Source organism: Symplocastrum torsivum, assembly GCF_059505465.1.
Genome location: NZ_JCACKQ010000112.1, coordinates 36,879 through 62,959, shown reverse-complemented (window position 1 = coordinate 62,959; position 26,081 = coordinate 36,879). Strand labels below are relative to the sequence as shown.

Annotated in this window: 16 protein-coding genes; 5 read left to right on the top strand and 11 right to left on the bottom strand. The window is 45.1% G+C overall.

From position 1 onward, the window contains the following. Window positions 1-44: 44 nt before the first annotated feature. The 4 genes from AC5JL3_RS25440 to AC5JL3_RS25425 form a co-directional block, all read right to left on the bottom strand. Complete coding sequence (locus AC5JL3_RS25440) at window positions 45-2,936, bottom strand: hybrid sensor histidine kinase/response regulator (RefSeq protein ID WP_496077131.1); 2,892 nt, start codon at window positions 2,934-2,936, stop codon at window positions 45-47. 89 nt (window positions 2,937-3,025) lie between these two features. Continuing rightward, on the bottom strand, window positions 3,026-3,703 hold the full coding sequence (locus tag AC5JL3_RS25435) for a response regulator (RefSeq protein ID WP_496077130.1): 678 nt from the start codon (window positions 3,701-3,703) through the stop codon (window positions 3,026-3,028). A 250-nt stretch (window positions 3,704-3,953) separates the two neighbouring features. Then, entirely contained in the window at window positions 3,954-4,397 is a 444-nt protein-coding gene (locus AC5JL3_RS25430; RefSeq protein ID WP_496077129.1) for a cupin domain-containing protein, read from the bottom strand. 400 nt (window positions 4,398-4,797) lie between these two features. After that, window positions 4,798-5,601, bottom strand: coding sequence for an LCIB family protein (locus AC5JL3_RS25425; protein ID WP_496077128.1), 804 nt, complete (start codon window positions 5,599-5,601; stop codon window positions 4,798-4,800). A gap of 37 nt (window positions 5,602-5,638) precedes the next feature. Here AC5JL3_RS25425 and AC5JL3_RS25420 point away from each other — a divergent pair, with 37 nt between their 5' ends. After that, window positions 5,639-5,824, top strand: coding sequence for a hypothetical protein (locus AC5JL3_RS25420; RefSeq protein ID WP_496077127.1), 186 nt, complete (start codon window positions 5,639-5,641; stop codon window positions 5,822-5,824). Here the strand turns inward: AC5JL3_RS25420 and AC5JL3_RS25415 are convergent. Further along, window positions 5,804-6,352 (bottom strand): GAF domain-containing protein, encoded by a 549-nt coding sequence (locus AC5JL3_RS25415; RefSeq protein WP_496077126.1) that lies wholly within the window; start codon window positions 6,350-6,352, stop codon window positions 5,804-5,806. The genes AC5JL3_RS25420 and AC5JL3_RS25415 overlap by 21 nt on opposite strands. Window positions 6,353-6,790: 438 nt before the next feature. Between AC5JL3_RS25415 and AC5JL3_RS25410 the strand changes: the two genes are divergently transcribed. Together AC5JL3_RS25410 and AC5JL3_RS25405 are read left to right on the top strand one after the other, a co-directional pair. Then, a complete protein-coding gene (locus AC5JL3_RS25410) occupies window positions 6,791-8,326 on the top strand; it encodes a glycosyltransferase (RefSeq protein ID WP_496077125.1) in 1,536 nt (511 codons plus the stop codon). A gap of 720 nt (window positions 8,327-9,046) precedes the next feature. Next, window positions 9,047-9,979: a phytanoyl-CoA dioxygenase family protein gene (locus AC5JL3_RS25405; protein WP_496077124.1), complete on the top strand. Its 933-nt coding sequence runs from the start codon at window positions 9,047-9,049 to the stop codon at window positions 9,977-9,979. Window positions 9,980-10,187: 208 nt separating this feature from the next. On the opposite strand, the gene AC5JL3_RS25400 is transcribed toward AC5JL3_RS25405, so the two are convergent. The 5 genes from AC5JL3_RS25400 to AC5JL3_RS25380 all read right to left on the bottom strand — a co-directional run bounded on the left by AC5JL3_RS25400 (window position 10,188) and on the right by AC5JL3_RS25380 (window position 17,686). Then, entirely contained in the window at window positions 10,188-11,132 is a 945-nt protein-coding gene (locus tag AC5JL3_RS25400; protein ID WP_496077123.1) for an NAD(+) kinase, read from the bottom strand. 33 nt (window positions 11,133-11,165) lie between these two features. Then, entirely contained in the window at window positions 11,166-11,834 is a 669-nt protein-coding gene (locus AC5JL3_RS25395; RefSeq protein ID WP_496077122.1) for a hypothetical protein, read from the bottom strand. An 86-nt stretch (window positions 11,835-11,920) separates the two neighbouring features. After that, a complete protein-coding gene (locus AC5JL3_RS25390; protein WP_496077121.1) occupies window positions 11,921-12,046 on the bottom strand; it encodes a hypothetical protein in 126 nt (41 codons plus the stop codon). A gap of 43 nt (window positions 12,047-12,089) precedes the next feature. Continuing rightward, window positions 12,090-13,292: a DUF3095 domain-containing protein gene (locus AC5JL3_RS25385; RefSeq protein WP_496077120.1), complete on the bottom strand. Its 1,203-nt coding sequence runs from the start codon at window positions 13,290-13,292 to the stop codon at window positions 12,090-12,092. A gap of 374 nt (window positions 13,293-13,666) precedes the next feature. Continuing rightward, window positions 13,667-17,686 (bottom strand): PAS domain-containing protein, encoded by a 4,020-nt coding sequence (locus tag AC5JL3_RS25380; RefSeq protein WP_496077119.1) that lies wholly within the window; start codon window positions 17,684-17,686, stop codon window positions 13,667-13,669. 449 nt (window positions 17,687-18,135) lie between these two features. On the opposite strand from AC5JL3_RS25380, the gene murJ reads away from it, so the two are divergent. Continuing rightward, window positions 18,136-19,734 carry a murein biosynthesis integral membrane protein MurJ gene (gene murJ, locus AC5JL3_RS25375; protein ID WP_496077118.1) on the top strand — a complete coding sequence of 533 codons (1,599 nt, stop codon included), beginning with the start codon at window positions 18,136-18,138 and terminating at the stop codon, window positions 19,732-19,734. A gap of 214 nt (window positions 19,735-19,948) precedes the next feature. Continuing rightward, the gene (locus tag AC5JL3_RS25370) at window positions 19,949-24,445 is read left to right on the top strand and encodes a response regulator (RefSeq protein WP_496077117.1); all 4,497 of its coding nucleotides are present in this window, start codon (window positions 19,949-19,951) and stop codon (window positions 24,443-24,445) included. Window positions 24,446-24,633: 188 nt separating this feature from the next. Here the strand turns inward: AC5JL3_RS25370 and AC5JL3_RS25365 are convergent, their stop codons facing one another. After that, window positions 24,634-25,950: a DnaJ domain-containing protein gene (locus AC5JL3_RS25365; RefSeq protein ID WP_496077116.1), complete on the bottom strand. Its 1,317-nt coding sequence runs from the start codon at window positions 25,948-25,950 to the stop codon at window positions 24,634-24,636. Window positions 25,951-26,081: the final 131 nt, after the last annotated feature.

Below are 26,081 nucleotides of genomic sequence, written 5' to 3'. Positions count from 1 at the left end.
CAAGTCTATTTTTTATAGAAGTGCTTAACTTTTTCAAAATTAAACTAAACCTCACTCTTAGCCTTAAGCAATTCCCGAATTTTTTTAACCTGAAATCCCTTAGCCAATTGACGAAGCTCCTGTACTAACGGTAAAAACTTCTCATCCATCTGTTCAAGACGCTCTGCTCCTTCCAAAATGCCCTTGATGTCGCCAATTTTCGCCAGTTCAAACAAGGCATCTACTTCTTCCACTGGTGGCGCAACTAGTGAGACAGAAGTATGAGAAGAATCTCCATGAGTTTGGATTCGGGTATCATCTAGCTTCCCTGGTGTTGTTATCTCCTCTTCGTAAACCCATTCCAGCCCTAAATGAGACTGTAAAAGTTCAAAAAGCTCCTTTGAGCGCACTGGCTTGGCAATAAAATCGTCACAACCTGAATTTAAACTTTCCTGATGATCGGAATCAAATGTACTTGCTGATGTAGCAATTACAACAATATCTTTGAGTTCGGTTGCTTGCCGCAGTTGTCGTGTTGCCTCAAAACCATCCATCACAGGCATAACCAAATCCATTAAAATCACATCTGGTTTAAACTCGGCAGCTTTGAGTAACGCATCATGACCATCTGTCGCCTCAACCACTTCAAAGCCCAAAGGTGATAGCAAGTTGAGTAGAACAGAACGATTTTGCCATTTATCATCCACGACTAACACCTTGCGCTTCTCACCTTTAAAACCACTCATCATCGGCGCATCAATTGTGGAGGAATTAGTCCACTCTGTCACTTTCGGTAAATTGATTTCAAAGAAAAATATACTTCCAGAACCTAAGATACTTTTGACTTGAAGTTCACCGCCCATCATCTTGACGAGCTTGCTGCTGATTGGCAAACCGAGTCCAGTTCCCTCGATCCATTGATTGTGATTGCCTACTTGCTGGAAGGGTAAAAAGATTTCTGTTAATTTCTCTGGAGGAATGCCAATTCCTGTGTCTTCCACCTGAAACCGTATTCTGTAGGTTTCACTAGTTGTAGGCGCTGAGTTTGGCTGAGTTGGTTCCTCAACCACACCAACTTTGAACGCGACTCCACCGTTTTCAGTAAACTTGACGGCATTACCGAGTAAATTAATCAAAACTTGCCGCAAGCGTTTTTCATCACCCCATACACCAGTTGGGAGAGGCGAAAGGCTTTCGTAGATAAAAGCGATTCCCTGCTGTTGCGATCGCATTCGGAAGAGTTCAACAATGCCACCCAAGAATTCGGGAAAATGAAAATTACTTGGCTGGAGTTCCATTTTCCGGGCTTCGATTTTTGAGATATCCAAAATATCATTAATCAAGGTCAACAGATGTTCACCACACTGTTGAATCATCACTAGCCCATCCTGCTGTTGGGGCATCAGGCTTTTTTCACGCTTGAGGATTTGTGCATAGCCCAAAATCCCGTTGAGTGGGGTTCTCAGTTCGTGGCTGATATTCGCAAGAAATTCACTTTTCGCACGATTAGCGGCTTCAGCTGCCTCTTTTGCCTGCTGTAACTGGGTTTCTGATTCTCGTAGCGCCATCTCCACTTGTGTGCGTTCGACAATTTCAACTCGCAGTTGCTCATTAACAGTTTGCAGGTGGGCAGTACGCTCTTCAACTCGACTTTCTAGCTCTTGATTGCGCTGTTCTAGAGCAGCAAAAGATTCTTGCAGTTGCAGTGCCATTTGGTTGAAGGCGCTGGCCAGTACCGCTAGTTCATCAGCGCGTTCTACAGGTACGGTTTGCTCCCATTGCCCTTGAGAGAGCGCTTTTGCTGCCTTACTCATCCGTAGGATTGGCTGGACGATCCAACGGGAAGTCAGTATGCCTAATAGAGTTGCGAGTCCCAAGGCACCGAGACACAGCAAAATTGTCCAGCGAGTGTTTGCCTCAATGCGCTCCATAAAGTCTGATTCTGGCACTACCACCACAATCAGCCAGTCCAAGCCTTTGTTATCGAGTAAGGGTAGGACTTGTACAAATTGCCGCTTGCCGTCAATATCAAATTCAAGAGGCTGGGAATCTTTAATTTGATTGAAATTGCCAAATTTGGCTAACAAATATTTAGCCGTCGCTTGAGTTAAAAGGTTACTGCTATCAACCGCGTTGAGCCGTTCCTGTTTATCGTTGTTGATGCGGAATAGCGGTTCAGTCGTCGAGGTTGCCACCAACAGCCCTGACCGCTCGATAATAAAAGCCTGTCCAGTTTTACCAATTTTTAGACTTTGCAGAAAGTCACCGACTTTCGAGAGGTGTACGCCGATACTGACTACTCCCTGTAGCTTATTCTGCTTGTCATAAATGGGCTGAACCGCCGCAATGTTGAGTCCTTTCGTACTGAATTGGGGAAAAACCTGACTCCAAGCGGGTTTCTTCGCATTCACAGCGGCTTTATACCAAGGGCGAACTCGCGAGTCGTAGTTTTTAGTGAGGCTAAGAAGTCTTAAGCGATCGCCTTTGTTGTTGGCAACATAGGTACGCAGGTTATACCCCGTAGTCTTATCCGAGTGCATTACTACGAGTAAGCCCTGTTCGCGAGTTTCTACCCCAATGAATTCTTTTTGCTCGTTACCCAGCGTAATGCTATACAGGCTATTAAATATCGGAAGATGACGAAAGAATTGACGTTCCCATCCTGCTAAGTCTCGGATATTGAGTTGACCAAGACTGATAGCCGCTGCGTTGATCTGATTAATCTGATGCGGGGTAGCAAGGTAAGTACGCAGGTTTTGGTCAATCCGAGCGGTAATTTCACTGCCCAGTTGGTTAGCAACATCGTTAACGGCTTGCTGCCCATTGCGTAAAGAAAACCACCCTGTCAGTCCCACAGCAGCAACAGTCTGGAGGACAAACGGGACGACGAGGAAAACCCGGAGGGGGATTTTTCCAGAACTCTTGGAAATCTGGTTGAGCAGAGGTTGCAGCAACATTGAGTAGCAGAGTTTTTTGTAACTAGGGTTGGTGTTAGCCAATGAAATTAGCTAGCAAAACTCTTTACCTATTTCAAGAGTCCTGAGACTTATTCTACTAAATGGTTTTCTAGGGCAAATCGTACTAGCTCGGCTCGATTACTGGTTGCTGTTTTGCTCAAGAGCTTACTGACATGTTTTTCGACAGTACGATGGCTCAGGTGCAGCTTGTTGCCGATTTCAACATTGGATAAACCTGTTGTGAGTAAATCCAAGACTTCCTGTTCTCGATCGCTTATACCAAAACTATTCGGTCTAGAAGCGCTCAGCTTACTGGGACTTGTCTGTACTTGGTGTGACGGTTCAGACTCAGGTGTTACTTCTGGCGAGGAGAATCGTAACTCCGCCTGCATCATCTGCCCTCTCTCCAAAAGATTGCGAATCACCGCACCCAATTCCTGCATCTCAAAAGGCTTGGGTAGATACAAGTCGCACCCTAACTGGTAACCGCGAATCCGTTCCTCTGTAGTGTTTCTCTCGGTCAAGAACACCACAGGTAACAGACGGAATGCTGGCTTTTGACGAACTCTTCGGACCAGCTCATATCCGTCTATTTTCGGCATATTGATGTCTGTAACAATCAAGTGAGGATGATACTTGTCAATCAGAGACAACGCCTCCTGACCATCCTCAGCCGCGACGACTGAGTAGCCTGAGATTTCCAGGTAATCGCTAACAGAAAGACGAGTTCCCAGGTTGTCATCTGCAACCAGGATTATCAATGGCATGGGGTACTGGTATAAGAGCTAATCTACTCTTACGCTAGGTCATGTATGCCCCATCAAACAGGAACCTAAGAACTTTTTTTGATAAATTCTTCTAAGCTTGATGAAACCTAGGTGGTGTAGTTGATTTTACAAGTGCCACAAATGCTTGATTTGCAAGCGCGATCGCATGTTTCAACTCTTCCATACTCCCTTCAAAATGTTTTCACCCATCTTTTCGCGAAAGAGGTAAGGGAACCTGGGGCAAGCTGGTCTAGCCGATAGCACCCGCTATAAATTCTTCCTTCAGCGTTGCCTGAGCGGCTTCTAAATCGTAAGGGAAGGGTCGTTTCAGGGGTTGATAATCTCGCTCATGAGCCGCACCATGGCGTAATACGGCATTCACCAGCACACAGGGTTCTGCACTCAAGTTAATCGCTCCATGAGGAACACCATGAGGGATTTTGACTACCATTGGCTGCTCTTCATACAGGGGAATGTACTGGTAATGACGGTTTTGTAACACCACCAGCACAAAGCTTGCCCGCACAACCAATAATTGGTCTGTCTGAAATCTGTGTACAAACAAATCATCCACTGTTCCTGGTGGAATCTGTACCAGCATTGTCTCGTGACTAGCTTGAGGAGTGTAGAACTGAGACATTCCTCCTTTGATCGACTCTAGCTGCCGAATCTCAATGCTCCTGATCAAGCCCATATCAAGCCTCCTATTGAGTTGAAGCTTTATTGTTAATCTAGAAGACGCAAGTCTAAAAAAATGTTACACAAGCAACAATAAGCGAAACTTTTGTGATATGGAACCAAACATCAGTGACTAGGGCTAAAGCTGCCCCTGTCAAAGTGACAGGTTTTAGGTGTTAGGTTGTAGGTCTACAGGTATGCCTTGTCAGCCAAAATCTACCCACAACCCTAATCTTTCCCAGGAGAGGGCTATAACTTTTCCCTTAAAACCTACCACCTACGCGCCTTAACCAAGACACAGAGCTAGGGCTAAAGCTAAAGCCAATGAACCAACTATCCGAGCTGAAGATTTGAGATTTAGCGTACAGGTATTGCGAGTAGCGATCGCGTTGCCATTGCCTTATTTAATCTTGTCTCTACTGAAACACTTTAATATGTTCCTTTCCTTCAGAAATATCCGCTCCAACGACATAAAAATCTTGCGGGTAGATCCAGTGAGTGTCTAGGGGTCCGTGAATTTGAATTCCGGTCATGACAGCATAATTAAAGACGGACGAGTCTAGGGTATTTAAAAGGTTTTCGACATCGTTGGAAATAATTCGAGATGCCAATTTGGTAATTTCTATCAAATCGGGCTTGTCTCCATAAGTAAGGGTTGAAAGAATCTTCTGCCGGATAATCGTTTGTTCAATATCCTGCATATCCATTTCGAGTTTCAGGTGACCTGATGCTAACTCCTTGACAACCGTTTCTAATGCTCCACAAGCATGGGAAACTTTTTGAACGCCATCTCGATAGACCTTGCCAATATCGCCATGTCTAGAAATGGCGACATGAGGCATAGCATAGAAGGTAAAACGACGCAGACCATCAACGATCGGGGTATGGTCTGTTGCGGCGGCTAACCCGGTTTTTCCCATCATGACAAACCCAGCTAAGCTGCAACAATTAAAAGTTTTCCCCCAATATCGAATGACTTCAATGAATAGCGGTTCAGCGATTTCATCCCGACAGATTGCGATCATTCCCATCGTGTTTTCGTCACAAAAACCGTAGGTACTCAAGCTTTGGAAAGTTTTTCTCATGTACTTACTCATCGGTATTGCCCCTGGAAAGTGTGTTTGCAGCGTTTGATGAAATTCTGGAAACACATTGGGAGCATATGCGTTGAGCGTTTGAGGGATAATTTCGCCAAGCTGATTGACGGAACCCTGAGTCATCTCCTAAATCCTCCTAACTAGCTTGCGAAATCCGTTGATGAGTAGTCTAACGTCACACCCGTCCTTGCGGATTAGGGTAATATCATCGGTTTTAACATACTCGATTAGTCAGAATGACCTCCATATTGTCGTAGCGGTTGGTACCAAAGCGATTGGCGATCGCATTCCTTACGCTTTTAAAAACGTTCTACATTTCGTTGCTTCAGTTCAGACTTGGCAGTAATGGTTTAAGTTGCTCGGCGAAAGCCTCGGTGGAGGCAATCACTTGCTTGTTCTCATCCCAAATCTTTGACATGAAAAAAACGAGAACAATTTGTAGGTGTCCCTCAACTACAGGCACACCCAAGGCTGATTTAACCCCAAACGCTTTGGCAATCTGATTCCGTAAAAAGTAGAATTCTGACTGAATCGAGACATCAGCAATCCATTCTGGTTGTTGAGCTGAAAAAACTCGTCCCGGTAATCCCTCACCTGGATATAAGACAAACTCCTCACTACAGCACCGAAACTGCTTCCAGGCAAGGTGGCGATCGCTGTCTACCCGTGTAGTGATATACCAGGCTGGACTCAGTTGTAGGATTGTGTTGTCCGCTTCGGGAATCCAGACTTCACCATATTCCCATTCAGTCTCTTCGCAAACGTGTTTGATCGCATTCGTAAGGATGGCATCAGCCTCCGATGTGTTAGTAACCAATGGAGGGGTAGACAGGGATAGAGAGCTATTTTCTGGAGTTTGTTTGTATTCAGTCATGGGATTGTCTGTGTATAGGTTGAGCGTGTTGAGTTAGTTGTACTTTGCGCTTGCTCAATCCTAATAGCGACTATTGAGCGAACGCCATCCTTGCCAACATGACAACGATTACTGAGGATACTAAGCTGATGTGCATTTTAATCGCTTAATCGTGGTGTAATCATTCAGGAACCTAAGGATTAGCGATCGCTTTATGTCATCCGGTATATGTGAGGACTCTCTAGTAGCGATTAACCTAAGCAATAGGAAAATGCTTGAATCCGGCTGGGTCTCAACCGAAGGGAACCCATAAAAGCTCTCTATCTTAAACTTTTAATGGCACTCATGAAAGCCTTACTGCCAGTACTAATTCTGGATATGTTCGCTTTCATTGTTCCTGTGCGTCTTCAGGCAGAATTCTCTAGCTCACTCACATGAAGCTTTCTTAGGAATCAGACGATGCACATTGGATTTCTTAACCCTCAGGGCAATTTTGATTCAAGTAATAGTCATCTAACGGGACATCCGGATTTTGGTGGTCAGCTAATCTATGTTAGGGAAGTTGCCCTAGCGATGGCTCAAAAGGGTCACAAAGTTGATATTCTCACCCGCCAAATCATCGATCCGGAGTGGCCAGAATTTGCTGATCCGTTTGACGCTTATCCCGGCGTGGACAACGTCCGCATCATCCGCTTGCCAGCAGGACCAAAAGAATTCCTCCCAAAAGAGTTGCTTTGGTCGCATCTAGTCACCGATTGGGTGCCTAACATCCTGAAATTTTATCGAGAGGAGGGTGGTTTACCCGATGCCATGACCGCCCACTATGCCGATGGCGGACTATCCGCTGTTCTAATTGAGGACGAGACAGGCATACCCTTCACATTTACGGGTCATTCTCTCGGCGCACAAAAGCTGGACAAATTGGAACCCACTCCAGAGAATTTGGCTGAAATAGACGAGCAATTTCACTTCAAATACCGCATCGTAGCTGAACGCTTGAGCATGAATCGCTCGGCTGTCAATATCACCAGTACACAACAGGAACGCTTTGAGCAATACTCTCATCCTGTCTATCATGGCGCAGTGGATGTCAATAACGACAACTGCTTTACTGTGATTCCGCCAGGAGCAGACTCTTCCCTCTTCAGTTCAGAAACCCGCTCCGAAGATGAAGAAGCTACCTACCAACTCATTGAGGAGCGATTGGCACGAGATATTGCTGAGGAACGGCGAGATTTACCAGCTATCCTGGCTGCCAGCCGATTAGCTCCCAAGAAAAACATCTTGGGGTTAGTGCAAGCCTATGCAATGAGCCAGACGCTTCAAGAACGAGCCAACTTAGTAATACTTACAGGTGGACTAGACGATCCACTACGCGAGGAGGCTGATAATGAGCTAGCCGAACAAGGCGTCTTAGTCCCCATCCGCGAAGTGGTGCAAGAAAATAACTTATGGGGCAAGATCAGTGCTTTTGGCTTATCTGATCAAGGGCAAGAGGGACTGGCGGCGACCTATCGGTTTATGCGTCAACGCCGCTCGGTATTTGCGCTAACTGCACTCTATGAACCCTTTGGTCTGGCTCCCTTAGAAGCGGCAGCAACGGGTTTACCTGTGGTCGCAACTCAGAATGGTGGCCCCAGCGAGAGCCTGCGAGAGGGAGATGAGGAATATGGTGTACTGGTTGACCCACAAGACCCTGCTGATATTGCACAGGGCTTGGAGCGGTTGATCTGTGATGGTCAGGAATGGGATTATTTTGCCGAAGCTGGAAGGGAGAGGGTGTTGACCTCTTACACCTGGGAGAGTACTGCTGAGAATTACTTGACCCTGATCGAGGAGATTGTGTCCTCGCCGACAGAACGCCGTCCGGCTTCTCTCCTGCCAATCCATCCCTACTTCCGTAATCCGCAAGCCAATAATGATATTTCCCTTGAAGAATTAAGCTGCCTTTACTTTGGTTCTAACCAGGAGGTACTAGCTACGCCTTCTGTTTGAACGAGGTTGAAAATCCTGAACCCTTGAGTCAGCTTGTTAATCCACGTTTTGCAGGGTGAAAGCGATCGCACTTACAAGGGTAGGAATGCTGTTGTTACTCGAAAAGACACACCTTTAAGACCAGCCAGTCATCGTACATAATTTAAGTGATTTTGCGGAGCCAGCAGGGTCAGAAAAAAAGGAAAATTAAAGAGAAGTTTAGATGAGGTTTTATCCAAAATAGGAGAAAAGTCTAGGAATTATAATAAGCCTTACGGCCCTTTTGAGTCTTAGCAAGATGTGGGTACCATGCTTGCCGTATCAAGAACTCAATTTGCTCTTATAAGGCTGGGGTGCTATGGCTGGACTATCCAACCACTTATTCAGCTTTTTTTAATCTTTGATAATAATCAAGCTTCAAAACTTTATCATTTCCTCAAAGAAATAAGATAGCTATAAAGAATAAGTAAAACAAATGCCTATCTATTGGCAGATGCTTCTACATCTAGATTATGATGTACAAGAGGTTCAAAGAGCTTAACAACTAACACGTAAGCCCTACCCGTTTCTTGTCAACGATTGTTTGCACTTGAGTCTAAAAGTATGTAGTAGTCAGTACGGAAAATTAAGGCTTATCGAAAGCAATATTTAGCTATGTAGCAGAAGCGGTTCAAGCGCTTCTGCTGAATTGTGATGAGTTGCTTGCTAACACGTGAATAAATGGAAGAAAGTTCAAAACAAATGACGACTGTAGTTCAAACATATCCCAATTTATTATCGAAGCTCTCTGATTACTGCAAGAAAAATTATCAGTGTCTTGTAGAAAAGCCGGGATTGTTTTGGCTGCGTAAAATTGGTCGGTTTGAGCTAATTCGCAATGCCATTAGTTTACTTTTCCAACGAACAGAGAATACCTATCAACTGAGTCAGGAACAGCCTACCGTATTTCAAAATGTCGATGTGGATGCGGTAGTATCTGGCATCAAAACGGATAGTTATGGTATTGGAGTAAATCTTCCTCCCAGCGTTGTGAAGGAAATTCGGGATTTTGCTGACTCAACACTTTGCTTTGCTAATAGAGACTCAAAACTCGGCTTTTATTACCCTGAGAAAGAAAAAGCCCAAGCAGAGTTGGGTCAACAAATTCGTTTAGGAAGCTATTTGCACAACTTGAAAAAGTGTGAGGTGGTTAAGCGTCTGGAAACTGACCCAACACTATTAGCGATCGCAGCGAAGTTTTTAGGTGCGCCTCCGGTACACATGGCGACAGAGTTGTGGTGGAGTTTTCCGGTAGAAGCCACATTCAATGACCAGCTAAAGGCGGCGCAGGTGTATCACTATGACCTGGATGACTATCGGTTCATCAAGTTTTTCTTTTATTTAACAGATGTCGATCTTTCAGCAGGTCCTCATATCTTGATTCGGGGCACTCACAAGAATAAGAAGTTTTTCCACCAACTGCTAGGTATGCGCTGTGCGAGCAAGGATGACCAAGAGATTGTTTCTTGCTATGGTGCAGATAAGGTGGTAGCGATTTGTGGAGAAGCCGGTTTAGGTTTTGCTGAGGATTCGACCTGCTTCCACAAGGGGACGTTGCCAACGAGTAAAGAACGCTTGCTGTTGCAGATTGAGTATTCCATCAACAGCTATGGCGCAATTAGAGCACTTGATTAGAACGTTCTCAGCTGATGTGCCTTTTGGTTGCATCTTGAATATATAGCAGTTAGCCCTCAGCTATCAGCCATCAGCTTTTTTGTTTTCCTGACTAGTAGTGCTGTTTCACAGCTTTTAACTGTACCTCATTTAACTGGGAACTGCTACAGACGTAGGTTGGGTTGAGGCACGAAACCCAATCTTAAAAAGCGCTGAACTCCTGAACTCCTTAGTTGCGATGATTGTTGCTGTAATGGATTCTTGCACCAGCCCATTGCAGCTTTTCCCGTAATGTTTGGTAATAGGAATAACTTTCTCGCAAGATAATAAACTTTGCGTAGCAATTCGCCATCCGAACATCTACTCGTTGTCCGGGCCAGATGGAGGTTGCCAGGACACCATCCATCCAGAGTTTTGTATTCAACTCATAGTCAGCCAACGGCCAGACACTAACGACGGAACCAGCAGGTAGGACAATTGGACGGCTAGAGAGGCTCAAGGGGCAAATCGGCGTTACGATGAGGGCTTCCATCCCATCGTGCAAAATTGGTCCGTTGGCAGAAATGGTGTAGCACGTTGATCCAGTAGGGGTAGCGATAATTAGCCCATCTCCCTGATACTGATCGACAACTTCCCCATCGATTTCCATCTCAAGAAAAGAGGTAATCATGCGATCAGCGGAGGCGGGTTTGATGCACATTTCATTGAGTGCGAGGAAGCGATCGCTTACAGGTTCCAGATTGGTGGGTGAAGTAGATCTTGCACTACGTGGATCGCCCTCAAATACAGTTGCTTGCACCATCATCCGCCGTTGGAGTGCATAACGGTCTTCCTGGAGTCGATCCCAAACAAGTTCAGTGTCTGTAAATTTCTCTAGCGGTTCTGTCAAAAATCCCAGATGTCCCCCGACATTCACGGCTAAGATTGGGATTCTTTCTGGCGCAAGATGTCTTGCGGCAGCTAGTGCCGTGCCGTCACCACCCAGAACAATCGCCAAATCAATCTGATCCATGGCGGAGGCTAAAAAAACTGGGTAAGGATTATCCTTTGCGCCACTCGGTCCGATTAAAACGTGGCAATGACGTTTTTCTAGTTGCCGAGCGCATTTTTCTGCCCAAGCGCGACCTTGGGAATCTCCGGCTTTGTGAACAATGATGACCTGCTTTAGCTGCACGTTGACCTCATCCCTAACCCCCTGTTTTCTATCCTATTGAGAAACTTTAAAGGTACGAATGCTTTGTTCAAAATTGGGCAAACGCTGGTCAAATTCAGCGCTAGTGGTGGAATACATTACCAACCAAAACTTCTTATCATTTTTTACAGCATAGAATAGCTGTTTAATGGTTATTTCTCCAGCCTTTGCTTCTGCCGTAATTCGTCCAGCTTGATACTGATCGAGAGGCACGACCTTTTGCTCTAGAACCTTATACTGATTAGCAATCTGTTGGCTAGCCGCTTTCAGGTATTGTTCAACCGTCACGTCCTGAGGAACGTCTTCCTTGGTAATGTTGACGTTCGTCAGAAATCCCGATTTACCACTTTGCGGGTCAAAGGCGAGTAACGCGATCGCCTCCGGGTTTTGTTTAATCACCTCCATACTCTGAGCATAACTAGGTGCGATCGCTTTTAACTTTTGAGTAATTTCATCAATGTCAGTACTAGGGTTGCCGCCCTCATAGTTAGCGGGTAGCGACAACGTAACTCCTTGTCCAGCAATTTCTTTCCAGCCGTCTTGAGGGGCTGTCTGTGATTGAGATGTTGTCCTCCCTTGATTGCTTTGAGGTGTTGTGGTCGCCTCAGGCGTTGTCTTCCCGCAGCCAACAATGGTACTCAACAGTAACAGACAGACAAACATTCCCCGGATTTGCTGGGTCATTAGTAAGGAGTCCTTTTGGTTTAAGCCCTTTTAGGCTATCTGGGTTATATCACACCCAAATTTTTAAGGTTTTCGTCCTTGTGACACTATCGTTGAAGCAAATTGGCTAACTCAGGAAATCGCTTTTGCTCCAAGGCTAACTTGATAATTCGATTTGGAAGCGCGGTGTTGATACCAACCCAAAGGGGTTCCGGGTTATTGACCTGAATCATCTCTCAGGTGTAAGGTAGCTTAAACGATAAATCTAATTCTCAATCACAAGAATACACCCGTAGATGGTTGCTTGCTGTTAATGCGTTGCTTCATCGACTTAGCCGCTGTGGCATAGCCACCATCTGCACCATCAACAAAATGTACTTGGCGTCCATTACGCTCAAATACGAGACAGGTCATTAGTACCCGATCTGAAGAGTGTAGCCCATACACCAAATTGCCATTTCTGTATTTTTTCTCCAAATAGCTGACCAATTTTTCTCGTTGCTCCTGGTTTCCAGAAATAATCATTCGTAACATATCATCAAACTTTTTATAATCCGTTGCAGCAAGAACACCTTCCTTATAAAATCCCCAATCAACATCTTGTAACTGAACTTTAAACGTCATCAAAATCCAACCCAAGATGTTCTCTAATCTTATTTTTTGAAAGTAAATTAGTTGATGCCAGAAATTATTACTTTTCGCCCTTAGTCTAGTTTCTGCTTGTAAGGAATTATAACTAAAAGCAAGCTTAAGGTATTTTTTTGCAATTGGATGTAAAGTCTCTTCTCTGCCATATATGGCTTGAATTTTTTTGATAACTTCTCGATAAACTTTATTGTTGACTTCGTTATCTTCAGATATGGCTTTAACAATTAAACTCACAGTTTCTGCGTGTTTGCTGGGAATATCCTGCCAACGACATTCTAAACCAGAGAAATCTACTTTTATATTCGGATTGGGAGGTTCATAGTAGTTGTAAAGACTAGCTGTTTCTGGGTGTTTGATCAATTGAGTAGCGTAGCTCAAACCGTCGCCCGTAAAAGCAGCTTGGTAATAGTTTTCAGAAACTCTCAGTTTAGCGACTTTGATTTCATAGTTTGCTTTGAGCAAATCTACAACAGGAACTGCTCCTACCCGCAAATCCATATTAAATTCTAGTTTTGCCCGATGACGTGTTGCTAAAAGAGCATATTTGCTTTTAATAAATAGGGAAGGTGGAATCAAGATTGCTGCACCATCACCACCGAATACAAAGGGGATTTTTAGGTTTTCAGCTATATTTAAGACCGCAACGATAGAACAAGCTCCAATCAGGTTGACAGCTTTATATTTCCCTGATTCTATTGCTTTAGTAGAACCAATAATGTCAGTAATTATTACATACCAATCGTTGGGTACAGATTTAAAGTTTTTGGAAGTAGTAATATCCAGGAAGTTATCTAAAACAGGTAGCTCTGCGTAGAAAGATTCAGTATCCATTCTTTTAGGGATAATTCTACGTGAATAGCTTTTATCATTACTGGACACCCTTTGATAAATAGAAACAGGAATAAGCAATAAACCCATTCAACTTGTAGATTTAGGCTAACTGTTTTTCGCCTAAGATTCCCTTTGAAGCGCTCAATTGATAATTCTCACAGCCATTACCCTAGCGTTTGTCACAACGAAGTGTCTACTCTAGTTTTCGACAAGGGCTAGGCTAGCGCTACGCTATAGCGCCTTCAAGGTGAAGCACTCTTACTGAAATGAATTTAGCATCACTACCAACTATCTAATGTTAAGTTACCTTATCCGGAGAAGTCACTAATTTTCTTTTACTAAGTTTTAATTCAGAAAACAACATATATTGATGTTTAGTGATTTAAAGGTAGTCTTACCGTGAATGTAGTACCTTGATTCACTTCACTCTCAACAGTGATTTCTCCTCCGTGCAAGTTCACGCACTGTTTGACAATCGCTAAACCTAACCCTGTACCTTGAATTGTTCCAACATTGGTAGCCCGATGGAACGATTCAAATAAGCGAGATAGGTCTTCCTGCGGAATCCCAATCCCTTGGTCTTCAATTCGGAAGATTGCTTTGTTGTGCAGGAATGAAAGATTAAACTGAACAGTGCTATCAGCAGGAGAATATTTCAGGGCATTTGAAAGTAGATTGCTAAGAATCTGTCGTAGCAATTTTTCATCTAGTCGATATTCACGAGAAGGCAGAGGAAGGGAGGCAGAGGGCTTTATGTTCTGTTCAGAAGGGCATTGAACCCCTTGGCTACAATCCGTCGCTCCTATGCTCGTGAAGAATGCATTGGGATAAATCCCTTCTGCCGTTTGCCCTCTGCCTTCTGCCTTTTCGTGTTGAACGTTATCCAAGTCTTTACTTTCTGGAGAAGCTGCGTCTTGTTCTTGACAGTCGCCTTGATGAGTGAAGATGATTAGCTGTTGTTTTTTGGCTGAAAGTTGTAGGTCTTCTACCAGATCACGACAAAATTTTACTAAGTTCAGCGGTTGTGGGTTGAATTCCAGTTTCCCCGCTTCGACCTCTGAGATGATCAGAATGTCATTCAACATCTGAGTCATGCGTTCAACACCCATTTGAATACGTTTGAGATGTATTACTTGTTTGTCTGCTGACAACTTTTGTTGATAGCGTTCTAATAGTTCAGCCGAGGATTGAATGGTTGCTAGAGGAGTACGAAACTCATGACTTGTCATTGCAACAAAGCTTGATTTGAGTTCACTGAGTTCCCGTTCTTTTTGGAGGGCGTTGTTAATTTCTACTGCCCTCTGTTTTTGCTCTGTAATGTCTTCGGCAATGCCAGCTAAGCGGTACACTAACCCTTGTTCGTCACGGATAGAAGTTACGCGATCGCGTATCCATCGAATTGACCCATCAGACCTTATAATTCGATACTCAATGTCATAATTTCCTTCAGCCTGTTTCTGAACAGCCGCAAAAACGTAATCGTAATCCTGTGGATGAACAGCATCTAACCAAGACGTTGGATTTTGATACAAGCTTTCGCAAGTACGCTCCCAAATTACTTCGTAAGCTGGGCTGACGTAAACGATTTTCAACGGTTGAAGAGAACCCATCCAGAAGACTTGATTAATATTTTCTGCTAGTTGACGGAACCGCTGTTCACTCTCTCGCAAAGCATCATCTGCCTGTTTACGCTCTGTAATATCTCGCCAGACAGCGGCAAAACCGTCACCAAGTTTAGCAATCCGGACATCGTAAGCTCTACTTAGTTTCGCTTCTCCATAAGTGTCTTCATAAATTAGGTCTTCCTTGATTAACGGGTTGCCTGTTTCTACCACTGTTGCGTACTCGTCAAACAATCCTGATTCGCGGTGATTGGGAAGCAACTCACAAAGCCTTTTGCCAATTACCTCTTCCATCACTACCCTGTCACTTTCACAAGCAGCGGGATTGAGATATTCGGTTCGGAAATCTTGGATTTGTCCTGATTCGTCACGAATGCTTGTATAAATCCCAAAACAATCAAGCATCGTCTCGACGGCAGTACGAAAGCGTTCTTCGCTAATCGAGAGAGCTTCATCAACTTGCTTACGCTCAGTGATATCCTCAGCAAACCCGACAAGTCGTTGAATTTTCCCTGTCTCATCCCAAACTGGAAAACCGCGATCGCGTACCCAACGAATTGCACCATTCGGTTGTACAATTCGATACTGGATGTCGTATGCTTCCCGAAGTTGTCTACTAAGACTATTTCTTAAATACTCCCGATCCTCTGGATAGACGCTGGCTGTCCAATCTCTAGGATTTTCATACAGCGAAGCGCAGCTTTTACCCCAAATTTTTTCATAAGCAGGACTCACGTAGAGTGTCTGGCTCAAATCTGGAGTAATGATCCAGAAAACTTGATTAATATTTTCTGTAATCTGGTGGAAGCGCTCCTCACTCTGACGTAACGCCGCTTCAATGTGCTTGCGCTCAGTAATATCCATCAGCAAGCCATCCCAAAGAATATCTCCGTTCGCTTGTTGCTGGGGACGAGAAGCACCAGATAGCCAGATGACTTTTCCTGAAGCTGTAAGAAACCGTCCTTCCCACTTCCAAGGCTGCAAGGTTGTAATGGATGTAACAACAGATTCCTCAAAACTTACACTGTCATCTGGGTGAATCAATTTAATTAGAGCCATTGCATCGTCCTGAATCAATTCCGGCTCTAATTCAAAAATTTCACGGCATCCAGAACTGATGTATGGGAAAGACATGGAGCCATCAGTTTGCCGGAGGAATTGGTAGATTATTCCTGGCACATTAGCGACAAGTTGTGAGAACCGTTGTTTACTCTGCCCTAATGCCTCAAGGGTTTGTTGATGTTCAGCAATCTTACTTAGAAGTTGCTGATTTCTCTGTTCTAGAGATTCAGTTCGTTCTTTGACTCGCTCTTCTAGCTCTTGATTGAGTTGTTGTAGAGCTTGTTCTGCTTTTTTGCGATCGCTAATATCAGTGGACATCCCACAAATTGCATAAGGAACACCAGCCGTATCAAGCAGTGGAAATTTCACACTGATAAAGGTTTGGATGCCATCCCCCCCAGGTAGTATTTCCTCTCGTGTTAGAGGGGTTAGGGTTCTAAGTACCTCTTGATCATTAGTGACTAAAGGCTGAGCGATCGCTTCTGGTAAAAATTCGTAGTCCGTTTTGCCAATTACCTGCTCTCGCTTGAGGCGTAGTGTTTTTTCGCATTCCTGGTTAAACAGCAGGTATTTTCCTTGCAAATCTTTTAAATAAACGTTGGTGGGTGAGCTATCTAAAATCGTTAGAAGGCGCTGTTCACTCTCACGTAGTAATAGTTCTGAATGTTTTCGCTCTGTAATATCGAGTGTTACGCCATCTGCAACCACATCACCATTCTCTCGTTGGAAATAGCAAGCACTATCTTGAATCCATTTCACTTCACCCGATGTCGTGATGAGGCGAAACTCATGCTGAACTGACTGAAGCGTTTCGTAACCCAATTTCATGACTTGATCGCAGTGAGATCGATCATCCGGGTGAATTGTGGCGAATAATCGCTCCGGTGCTTCTATCAGATCATCTGGCGCTAACCCTGTAAGTTTCTGCACTCCAGCGCTGATATAGGGTAAAGACATCCTCCCGTCAGGATGCTGCACAGCGCGATAAACCGAACCGGGGATATTGGCAGCAATAGCAGATAAACGCTCTTCACTCTCGGACTGGGCGATTTGTGCTTGCTTACGAGGAGTAATATTCAGTGTGTTGCCAACGACGCGCACCGCCTGTCCCGCTGCATCTCTAAGAATTTTGCCTCTATCCCAGACATACAGGTACTGATTATCTTTGTTCAAAATCCGATATTCAGTACTAAAATCTCTGCTACCCGCCAAAGCCTGAGAAATTTCCTGATTCACCCGTTGTCGATCATCTGGATGGATGCGACTTGTCCACCAACCGAGGCTAGGTTCCGCTTCTTCAGGACGATAGCCTAAAACATTTACAAGTCCCTGTGTTCTGTGTACTAGACAGTTCTTGATATCCCAGTCGAAGATAATGCAATTGATGGCATTAGTTGCCAAGTGAAAGCGCTCATTGGCTTGCTGTAGCTCTAAGTTTGAGGAGGAGAGTTCTTCGTTAGTGGTTTGCAGTTCTTCAAGGGTGGCATTTAGTTCCTGGAATGCTGCCACCATTATTTCTAGCTGTTGCTGTGTCAAAGTTAGCGTTTGCCCTGGATTATCAACACTTGCAGCTTGAAAGTTAGTAGCCTTAGGGGGGATTTGCTGTTGCGTCGGTGCTTCATTCGTGCGTCCTCGAATTTGAGCAAGACGCTGTTGTATATCCTGTATTTGCCTGATAAAGGTATCCACGTTCAAGCTAGTTCTCCTCATGTAGTGCTTTTCCAAACACTTGTGTCGCTTTCTTGGTCGGGACTTACGCAGAAACTCTACCTGTAGGATGGACACTGCCACCTGAGTACGAATAGTGTCTAAACGAGCAATTCGGGTAAGTCCTATCGGTATTACAGCTTTATCTTATTTTTAGGGTACTATCTCAGCTATTTCGGCTTGCCGATATGATCGCGATCGCAAAGTGCTAAGCTGCCGCGTCTCCCAATTGCATAGTTTCTACAATGGCTAGATAGCCGTTAAACCATCTGCCCTTCTCCACATCTCCCCGTCACAGGCTTGTGTCAGTCTACTGGTTGCACTAGAGAACCCAAATTTAACGTATCTTTGGCAGGATAGGAAAACAATTTAGCGCATCTTACCTGAAGGGTAACACCCAACTCAGGATTAAATGAATATGATGTGTTACTGAAGTAAAGTACTAACAATTTGTGTCGAATCCGCAGAAGCCTTCTCGCTCCTTGGCTGGCATTGCCGGGATTGTGGCAGTTGCCACGCTGATTAGTAAAGTATTTGGATTAGTGCGTCAACAGGTAATCGCGGCTGCCTTTGGGGTTGGGCCGGCTTTTGATGCTTACAGTTTTGCCTATGTCATTCCTGGCTTTTTGTTGATTTTACTGGGTGGCATTAATGGCCCGTTTCACAGTGCGATTGTTAGTGTACTTGCCAAGCGCGACAAATCAGAAGCCGCTCCGATTGTCGAAACGATTACTACGCTTGTGGGCGCGATACTACTTGTTGTCTCGATCTTTCTAATTCTGGGTGCAGGATTTTTTATCGACTTGGTAGGGCCAGAATTAAGTCAGCAAGCCCGTGCGATCGCAATTTCACAGCTTCAGATTATGGCTCCAATGGCGATGCTTGCTGGCTTTATCGGTATCGGCTTTGGTACGCTCAATGCTGCTGATATGTACTGGCTTCCCTCGGTTAGTCCTTTATTTTCTAGTATTACCGTCATTGGCGGCATTGCAATTTTAGCGTTGGGACTTGGTGAGAGTATTACTGCCCCTGAAAACGTTTTACTAGGTGGAAAGGTGTTGGCGTGGGGAACATTGAGTGGCGCAATCTTGCAGTGGTTAGTGCAGCTTGGTGTCCAGTGGCGAGCGGGTTTGGGCAAGTTACGTCTGCGATTCAACTGGAAATTGCCGGGAGTCGATGAAGTTCTCAGAGTGATGGGGCCGGCGAGTCTCTCATCCGGGATGTTGCAAATTAACCTCTACACCGATTTATATTTTGCCTCTTCCATTCAAGGTGCGGCGGCGGCGATCAACTATGCAGGGTTGTTAGTACAAACGCCACTGGGAATTATTTCCAATGTCATTTTAGTGCCGCTGTTCCCCTTATTTTCTCGCTTAGCGGCTCCTGAAAATTGGACTGAACTCAAGGCGCGGATTCGTCAAGGATTATTCTTGACGGCGCTTACCATGCTGCCTCTCGGTGCTTTAGCGATCGCGTTGGCTGTACCAATTGTCAGGGTGATTTACGAACGCGGAGCCTTTAAGTCTGAAGCGTCCCAACTGGTTGCCTCATTACTCGTTGCTTACGGCATCGGGATGTTTTTCTACTTAGGGCGCGATGTCTTGGTACGAGTATTTTACGCTTTGGGAGATGGCAATACACCCTTTCGGATCAGTATTGTGAATATCTTCCTGAATGCTTTACTGGATTATTTACTTGTCAGTCGTTTTGGCGCACCCGGTTTAGTATTAGCAACGGTAGGAGTGAACGTTACTTCAACGATCGCACTGCTTTGGTTTTTGGATCGGAAGTTACATGGATTACCTTGGCGAGAGTGGGGTTTGCCGTTTTTGGGTTTAACGGCTGGAAGTGTACTTGCTGGGTTAGCCAGTTGGGGTGTCAGTTGGGGCTTCCAACACCTTTGGAATACTCAGACTTTATTGCTACAACTATTACAGTTGAGTTCAGCCGCGCTAGTCGGTTTGAGCGTCTTTGCCCTATTTGCTGCCCAGCTAAAATTACCAGAGGTAGATATTATTGTCTCCCGTATCCGCCAGAAGTTTGTTCGTTGATTCTTGGCGACAACCAAGCTGATGTGCATTCAAATTACATCTATCTAGAAAATAGGTGGTAGGTGGTAGAAGAGAGGAATTTTCATTCTTTGATAAGGGTGATAGGCAACAGCCTATCGCCTGTTGCTTTTTTGATTAAAGTAGTACGTTAGGAAGCAACTCCCTATGAGCATTTGTAAATTGTTGCCAATTTGTTTCTCTCTGTAGGCGAAAAATGACCAACCAGCCTGACTCAAGAATCGTTCAGCCATCTTCAAGTGATACATCAGGGCTTCGATCTAGTCCCTTAGGCTGGCTTAAACAGCTAACTCAGCGTCTCAGTATTGGTACCAAGATTAGCTGTGGGTATGCGCTTGTTCTTAGTGTTGCTTTGGGAGGAACCTCTGCCGGATTTGTGTTTGGAGGTTACTACCAGCAACAGGCTACCCAGCAAAAAGAAATTGCCGAAAAAGAACTGATTCTTCTCCATCGTTTGGAAGCTGGTGTGCTAAAGGCGCGATCTCATCAACAACAATTCATTCCTTTGACACAAAATCCCGCACTATTGCGAGCAGAATACTCTCATTTTTTGGAACATTCCCGTGAAATTGAGCGAGTTTTCTTTGAAATTAAATCTTATATCAAGAGTCAGGATTACTCTCAACTAGCAAACCATCGTCATGACATACCAAGCTTTATCCAAACTTATGAAGATGTACCCAAAGTATATTTTCAACAGGTAAATGAACTATTAAGAAAAATCGATCCGCTTTATGTAAATTTAGAAAAGCGTGAGGAAGCGAGAAACCTACTTCTAAATTTCACCAATAGTTCTGTTGCGCTCAAGTTTGATGCTCTCGGAGATGACCTAGCGGTAGTCATTGATGGCGCTTATGAAGAAAGTAAAGAGGCACAAGCCAACTTAATAGCGGCTGAGGCGCTGCGATTTGAAATTATTGTCGCAAGCTTACTCTTATCCGTTGTGACGGCTATTCTTTTAGGCATCTACACCAGTCGTGCGATCGCTCAACCGATTAAAGTCATAACTAATGTCGCCCAAAAAGCATCTACGGAAGCTAATTTTGAATTGCAAGCACTTGTGACTACTAAAGGTGAAGTGGGTGTCTTAGCAACGTCCTTTAACCAACTTATTCTTAAGGTCAAGAACCTTTTAGTAGAACAAAAAGTAGCGACAGAAGCACTGCAAGAGAGTGAGCGGAAACTGCGTCAAGTGATCGATCTCGTCCCTCATCTGATTTTTGCCAAGAACAAAGACGGACAGTTTATTCTCGCCAATAAAGCAATGGCAAGGGCTTACGGCACCTCAGTCGAAGAGTTACTGACTCACAAGGATGAAGATTTTGCACAATCGCCTGAGGAAGTTCGCCAATTTCGGGAAGCTGACTTGCAAGTTATCAACAGCGGACAGCCCAAACATATTCCTGAAGAATCTTTAACAGACCCTCAAGGGAATGTCTACGTCCTTCAAACCATAAAAATTCCTTTCCTTGTCGCTGATTCAGATGTGCCAGCCGTCTTAGGTGTTGCCACTAACATCACCGATCGCAAGCAGATAGAGAAGGAACTCCGAGAAGGAGAAGCCGCAATCCGAGCGCTCTATAAAGTCGCTTCATCTCCCAAGCTCAGCTTTGACCAGCGTTTGCAGGGACTTTTAGCAATGGGACGACGGCAGTTTCGTCTTGATATCGGTCTTTTAGGTCGTGTCCAAGGCGATCGCTACGAGGTGATTGCAGCACAACTGCCTTCCAAGTCTGTTCTTCAAATTAAGCATGGAGATGTTTTTGAGTTAAAGCAACTCTTATGCAACGAAACATTCCATTCAACTGAACCGATTAGTTTTGAGCCAGCGATAGATACTCAGTGCTGCAACCATCCTAGCCATGAAAGGTTCAAGATAGAAGCCTACGTGGGTATCCGCGTGATGGTAGGAGGGCAGGCTTACGGTATTCTCTGCTTTTACAGCCTCAATCAACGCTCCATACCATTTAAGGCAAGCGATCGCCAAGTTTTGAAATTAATGGCTCAGTGGATTGGCAATGAGATTGAACGTCGGCAATCTAAGGCTGCCCTAGAACGACAATTCCAGCGAACTTTACTACTCAAACAAATCACTCAAGAGATTCGTCAAAGCTTAGATACCGAGCAAATTTTTCAAACGACAGCAACGCAAATTGGTCAAGCCTTTGGCGTCAATCGCTGTGTGATTCAGACCTATATTGCCGACTCAACTCCGAAAATTCTCTTTGTTGCTGAGTATTTGGAGCCTGGATATAAATCCGTTCGTAACTTTCAAGCCCCAATTGCTAACAACCTCTACCTTGAGGCGTTACTGGCACAAGATCGGGCGATCGCTTCTCCTAATGTTGATGCCGAACCCTTGCTGCAAGAGGTCTTACATCTGTGCCGCCAGATTGGACTCAAATCAATGTTGACCATTCGTACCTCCTATCAAGGGCAACCGAATGGAATTATTGCCCTCCAACAGTGTGACTCATACCGTCACTGGCTTGATGCTGAAATCGAGCTACTCGAAGCCGTTGCCGACCAAGTAGGGATTGCGGTAGCCCAAGCTCGCCTCCTAGAGCAAGAAACCGACCAACGAGAGCAACTAACTAAGCAAAACCTCGCCCTAGAGCAAGCAAGACACGCCGCCGAATCCGCCACTCAAGCAAAAAGTGAATTTCTGGCAACCATGAGCCACGAAATTCGCACACCGATGAATGGCGTGATTGGCATGACGGGACTCTTGCTCGACACCGAGTTGACCTCCCAGCAACGAGACTTTACTGAAACGATTCGCAGTAGCGGTGAGGCACTACTGACCATCATCAACGATATTCTGGACTTCTCCAAAATTGAGTCCGGCAAGCTGGAATTGGAGGAACAATCCTTTGAGTTGCGAACCTGTATTGAAGAATCCCTAGACCTATTAGCGACCAAGGCAGTCGAGAAGAAACTGGAATTAGCCTACCTGATCCAGCCGAGTACCCCAAACTGGATTGTGGGAGATGTCACCCGGCTACGGCAAATTCTGGTCAATTTAATTGGGAATGCTGTTAAATTTACCCCATCTGGGGAAGTCTTGGTTTCCATTTCGGCAGTTGCAACGGATAACGAGCAAAAATACGAAATCTGCTTTGCTGTCAAAGATACGGGAATTGGCATTGCACCAGACCGCCTCGACCGTCTGTTCAAGTCTTTTAGCCAAGTTGATGCCTCAACGACTCGCCAGTATGGAGGTACAGGTCTAGGTTTAGTAATAAGCCAACGCCTTAGCGAAATGATGGGTGGCAGGATGTGGGTTGAGAGTCGGGGAGTGTTAGGTGGAAATCCGCCAACAGATTTTAGATTGAGGAAGGCTGGCGAACATCCAGAGTTTATTAGTCCTAACGAGCAATCTCATCATCTAAGCTCTCAAATCCAAAATCCCAAATCGGAAGGCTCTACCTTTTATTTCACAATCGTTGCTGAGTCAGTTCCCAGTTCACTACAGGTTAAGCAACCACTACAACCGCCTCACTTAGCTGGAAAGCGACTGCTGATTGTGGATGATAACGCTACTAACCGACAAATTCTGACCCTGCAAGCGCAATCTTGGGGCATGGTTACCCAAGCGGCTCAGTCAGGTTCTGAAGCTCTAGAATGCCTCTCTCAAGGAGAAAAATATGATATTGCGATTCTGGATATGCAGATGCCTGAAATGGATGGTCTGACTTTAGCTACTCAAATCCGCAAGCAGTCCAGCTGTCAGCAATTGCCCCTAGTCATGTTGACCTCAATGGGGAAGCCAGAGGCACAGTCTCAGCTCGTCGAGGCAGAATTTGCGGCGTTCTTAAACAAGCCAATCAAGCAATCTCAGCTTTACAATGTGTTAACTCAAAGCCTGAACGGACAGCCGATTAAGGTGAATCAGTCTTACCCTCAACGCCAGAAACTTGACACCACAATGGCTCAACGCTTACCAAGAAAGATTTTGGTTGCCGAGGATAACAAGGTGAACCAACAGCTAGCCCTACAGTTGTTGGGACGGATGGGATATCGCGCTGATGTCGCTGCTAATGGACTAGAAGCGATCGCGGCTTTGCGTCGTCAGCCCTATGACGTTGTGTTCATGGATGTTCATATGCCAGAAATGGACGGATTGATTGCCACACAACGCATCTGTGAGGAATGGTCACGCGAGCGTCGCCCTTGGATTATCGCGATGACGGCGAATGCGATGCAAGGCGATCGTGACAAGTGTATCGCTGTCGGGATGAATGACTATATTAGCAAGCCAATCCGGGTAGACGAGCTAATCCGAGCCTTAAGCGAGTCAGAGCCTCGTGTGAAGAATCCAGAACCCGTCCCTGTACTAGAGGAGGCAATTGACACTTCGGTACTACGAGATTTTCGGGCAACCATGGGTTCGGAGGCAAATCAATTTCTGGTGCAATTAATCGAGCTTTACCTAGAAGAGACACCATCACTACTTGCAGAGATGGACAAGGCTGTGATCCAAACCAATGCAGCACAACTGCAAAGCGCCGCTCACACCCTCAAGTCAAGCAGTGCTTCCTTGGGTGCAATGAGCCTCTCAAAACTTTGTGAGCAATTGGAAAGCTTGGGACACGCTGGAACGACAGTAGGGGTACGAGAAATCGTAGCACAGCTTGAGTCAGAGTACGAACGAGTCAAGAGTGCTTTGCAACTAGAGTGTCAGGGAGCTTAGAAATGATTGCCTTTGGTCAGAGAAATACTCCGCTTATTCTGATTCCAGACGACTGATTCTCACTGGAGGAAAGCCTTGGTAGGTCTAGCTGTAGCCATAAAGGTTAGGACAGATTTAACAGCCCAAACAACCCCTACTAGTAATAAACATAAAAGCCTTCTGCCTTTTTCCTTTTGCTATAAGTCCACTCACCGCTGCTGAAACTGCTCATAAGCGCGATTAATCGCTACCGCTCTTTCGTGAGCATTTATGCTCTTGTTGACATCCGGATGATATAGTCCCACTAAGCGGCGGTAAGCTTTTTTGACCTCATCTTTGTCTGCGCTTGGTTTAACGCCTAAAACTTCCCACCATTCTCCAGAGTTAGGAATCAGGATTTCCTGGATTAACTCCCAAGACACACCATAGACAACCCGATAGATGAGCTTGAGGCGATTGATACCCAACCTTGATTGAGCCGCCTCATGCCACTCAATAAAAGCCTGCCGAAGCCTATATTTATCATCTCGATCAGCAAGCCGACCTCTTTTAGAGAATTCACCAAAAGTCAATGTTGGGACTCTCGATTTTCGTTCTGGCATGAAGAATGGGTTTTTACCATCTGGTAGTGCTTGTAGCACTAAACGTGCGAATTCATCGGGTTCTGGTAAGGTCAAAAGCAGACTCAGTTCAGGACAAACCTGCTGTGATTCAGGATGATCTGACCATGACCAGTAGTGAATATTTGGCTTTGCTAGCAAACTTGCATAAGTTTCCAGCAACGTCATTTTCCGATCAATGGTCGGCGGCTCCACACCTAGATCAGACAAGCTTAAGATTTTGTAGAAGTAATTGACGCGAATATAAAATCCTGCTCCTGAATCTTGCATCCGGATAAAGCCACCACCCCATTGACGCAGGTACTCATGGAAATTGTCTCGATCTAAGGTCTGATTGGGGATACCATTTTGCAAGAGCTGATCAACAAAGTTCTTAGTGATTTGAACTGCTTCGAGATGAGTCGGTAAGCTTAGATTCGTTTCCAGATCGATCGCACTAAATTCACCCGGAAGATCGCCGACTCGTGCCCTACCTCTAAACCCAATAAACTTGTTCCGCACCAGTGGAATCGCTTCAATCGCTACATTTCGGTGAACTTGGGTATAAATCTCTCCCGCTTCCCAGAGTCGCTTGGCAACAGATGCGATCGCTCTGTCTTGTGTTAACGATTCTGTCGTTGTCGTAGTACGCTTGTGCTTGGGGACAGCCTGCCGTTGGTCATAAAGCCAATAACGCGGCTGCTTATCGTTTTTCGTTTGAAAACACCCATCTGGATCGCCTGTATCCCTTGGTTTCAATCCTGCCTGGAAAAGTTGCCCGACTGTCTTTAAGGGGTCTGGTATATCCCGCCACCGACCGAAGCGAGGAACGCCTGGACAAGGGCTGGTGGGAGGTTCACGCCATTGCCAGCGGCAAATTGTACAGCGGCAACCGTATTCATTCTTTGTCAGATAGTGTTTTTTCATCACAACCCCCCAGGCACTTCCACATCGGCTTAGACTACCTTCATAGAGAAACCCCGCTTAGTATTGACTAGCGGGGCATACAAGAGAGTAGAATACCGAATTGATTTCGAGCAAGGATATCAAAGGGCTTT

What these genes read in the sequence shown, in the direction of transcription:
- AC5JL3_RS25440 (WP_496077131.1), bottom strand. Translation starts at nt 2,936, where the DNA reads ATGTTGCTGCAACCTCTGCTCAACCAGATTTCCAAGAGTTCTGGAAAA.
- AC5JL3_RS25435 (WP_496077130.1), bottom strand. Translation starts at nt 3,703, where the DNA reads ATGCCATTGATAATCCTGGTTGCAGATGACAACCTGGGAACTCGTCTT.
- AC5JL3_RS25430 (WP_496077129.1), bottom strand. Translation starts at nt 4,397, where the DNA reads ATGGGCTTGATCAGGAGCATTGAGATTCGGCAGCTAGAGTCGATCAAA.
- AC5JL3_RS25425 (WP_496077128.1), bottom strand. Translation starts at nt 5,601, where the DNA reads ATGACTCAGGGTTCCGTCAATCAGCTTGGCGAAATTATCCCTCAAACG.
- AC5JL3_RS25420 (WP_496077127.1), top strand. Translation starts at nt 5,639, where the DNA reads ATGAGTAGTCTAACGTCACACCCGTCCTTGCGGATTAGGGTAATATCA.
- AC5JL3_RS25415 (WP_496077126.1), bottom strand. Translation starts at nt 6,352, where the DNA reads ATGACTGAATACAAACAAACTCCAGAAAATAGCTCTCTATCCCTGTCT.
- AC5JL3_RS25410 (WP_496077125.1), top strand. Translation starts at nt 6,791, where the DNA reads ATGCACATTGGATTTCTTAACCCTCAGGGCAATTTTGATTCAAGTAAT.
- AC5JL3_RS25405 (WP_496077124.1), top strand. Translation starts at nt 9,047, where the DNA reads ATGACGACTGTAGTTCAAACATATCCCAATTTATTATCGAAGCTCTCT.
- AC5JL3_RS25395 (WP_496077122.1), bottom strand. Translation starts at nt 11,834, where the DNA reads ATGACCCAGCAAATCCGGGGAATGTTTGTCTGTCTGTTACTGTTGAGT.
- AC5JL3_RS25390 (WP_496077121.1), bottom strand. Translation starts at nt 12,046, where the DNA reads ATGATTCAGGTCAATAACCCGGAACCCCTTTGGGTTGGTATCAACACC.
- AC5JL3_RS25385 (WP_496077120.1), bottom strand. Translation starts at nt 13,292, where the DNA reads ATGGATACTGAATCTTTCTACGCAGAGCTACCTGTTTTAGATAACTTC.
- AC5JL3_RS25380 (WP_496077119.1), bottom strand. Translation starts at nt 17,686, where the DNA reads ATGAGGAGAACTAGCTTGAACGTGGATACCTTTATCAGGCAAATACAG.
- AC5JL3_RS25370 (WP_496077117.1), top strand. Translation starts at nt 19,949, where the DNA reads ATGACCAACCAGCCTGACTCAAGAATCGTTCAGCCATCTTCAAGTGAT.
- AC5JL3_RS25365 (WP_496077116.1), bottom strand. Translation starts at nt 25,950, where the DNA reads ATGAAAAAACACTATCTGACAAAGAATGAATACGGTTGCCGCTGTACA.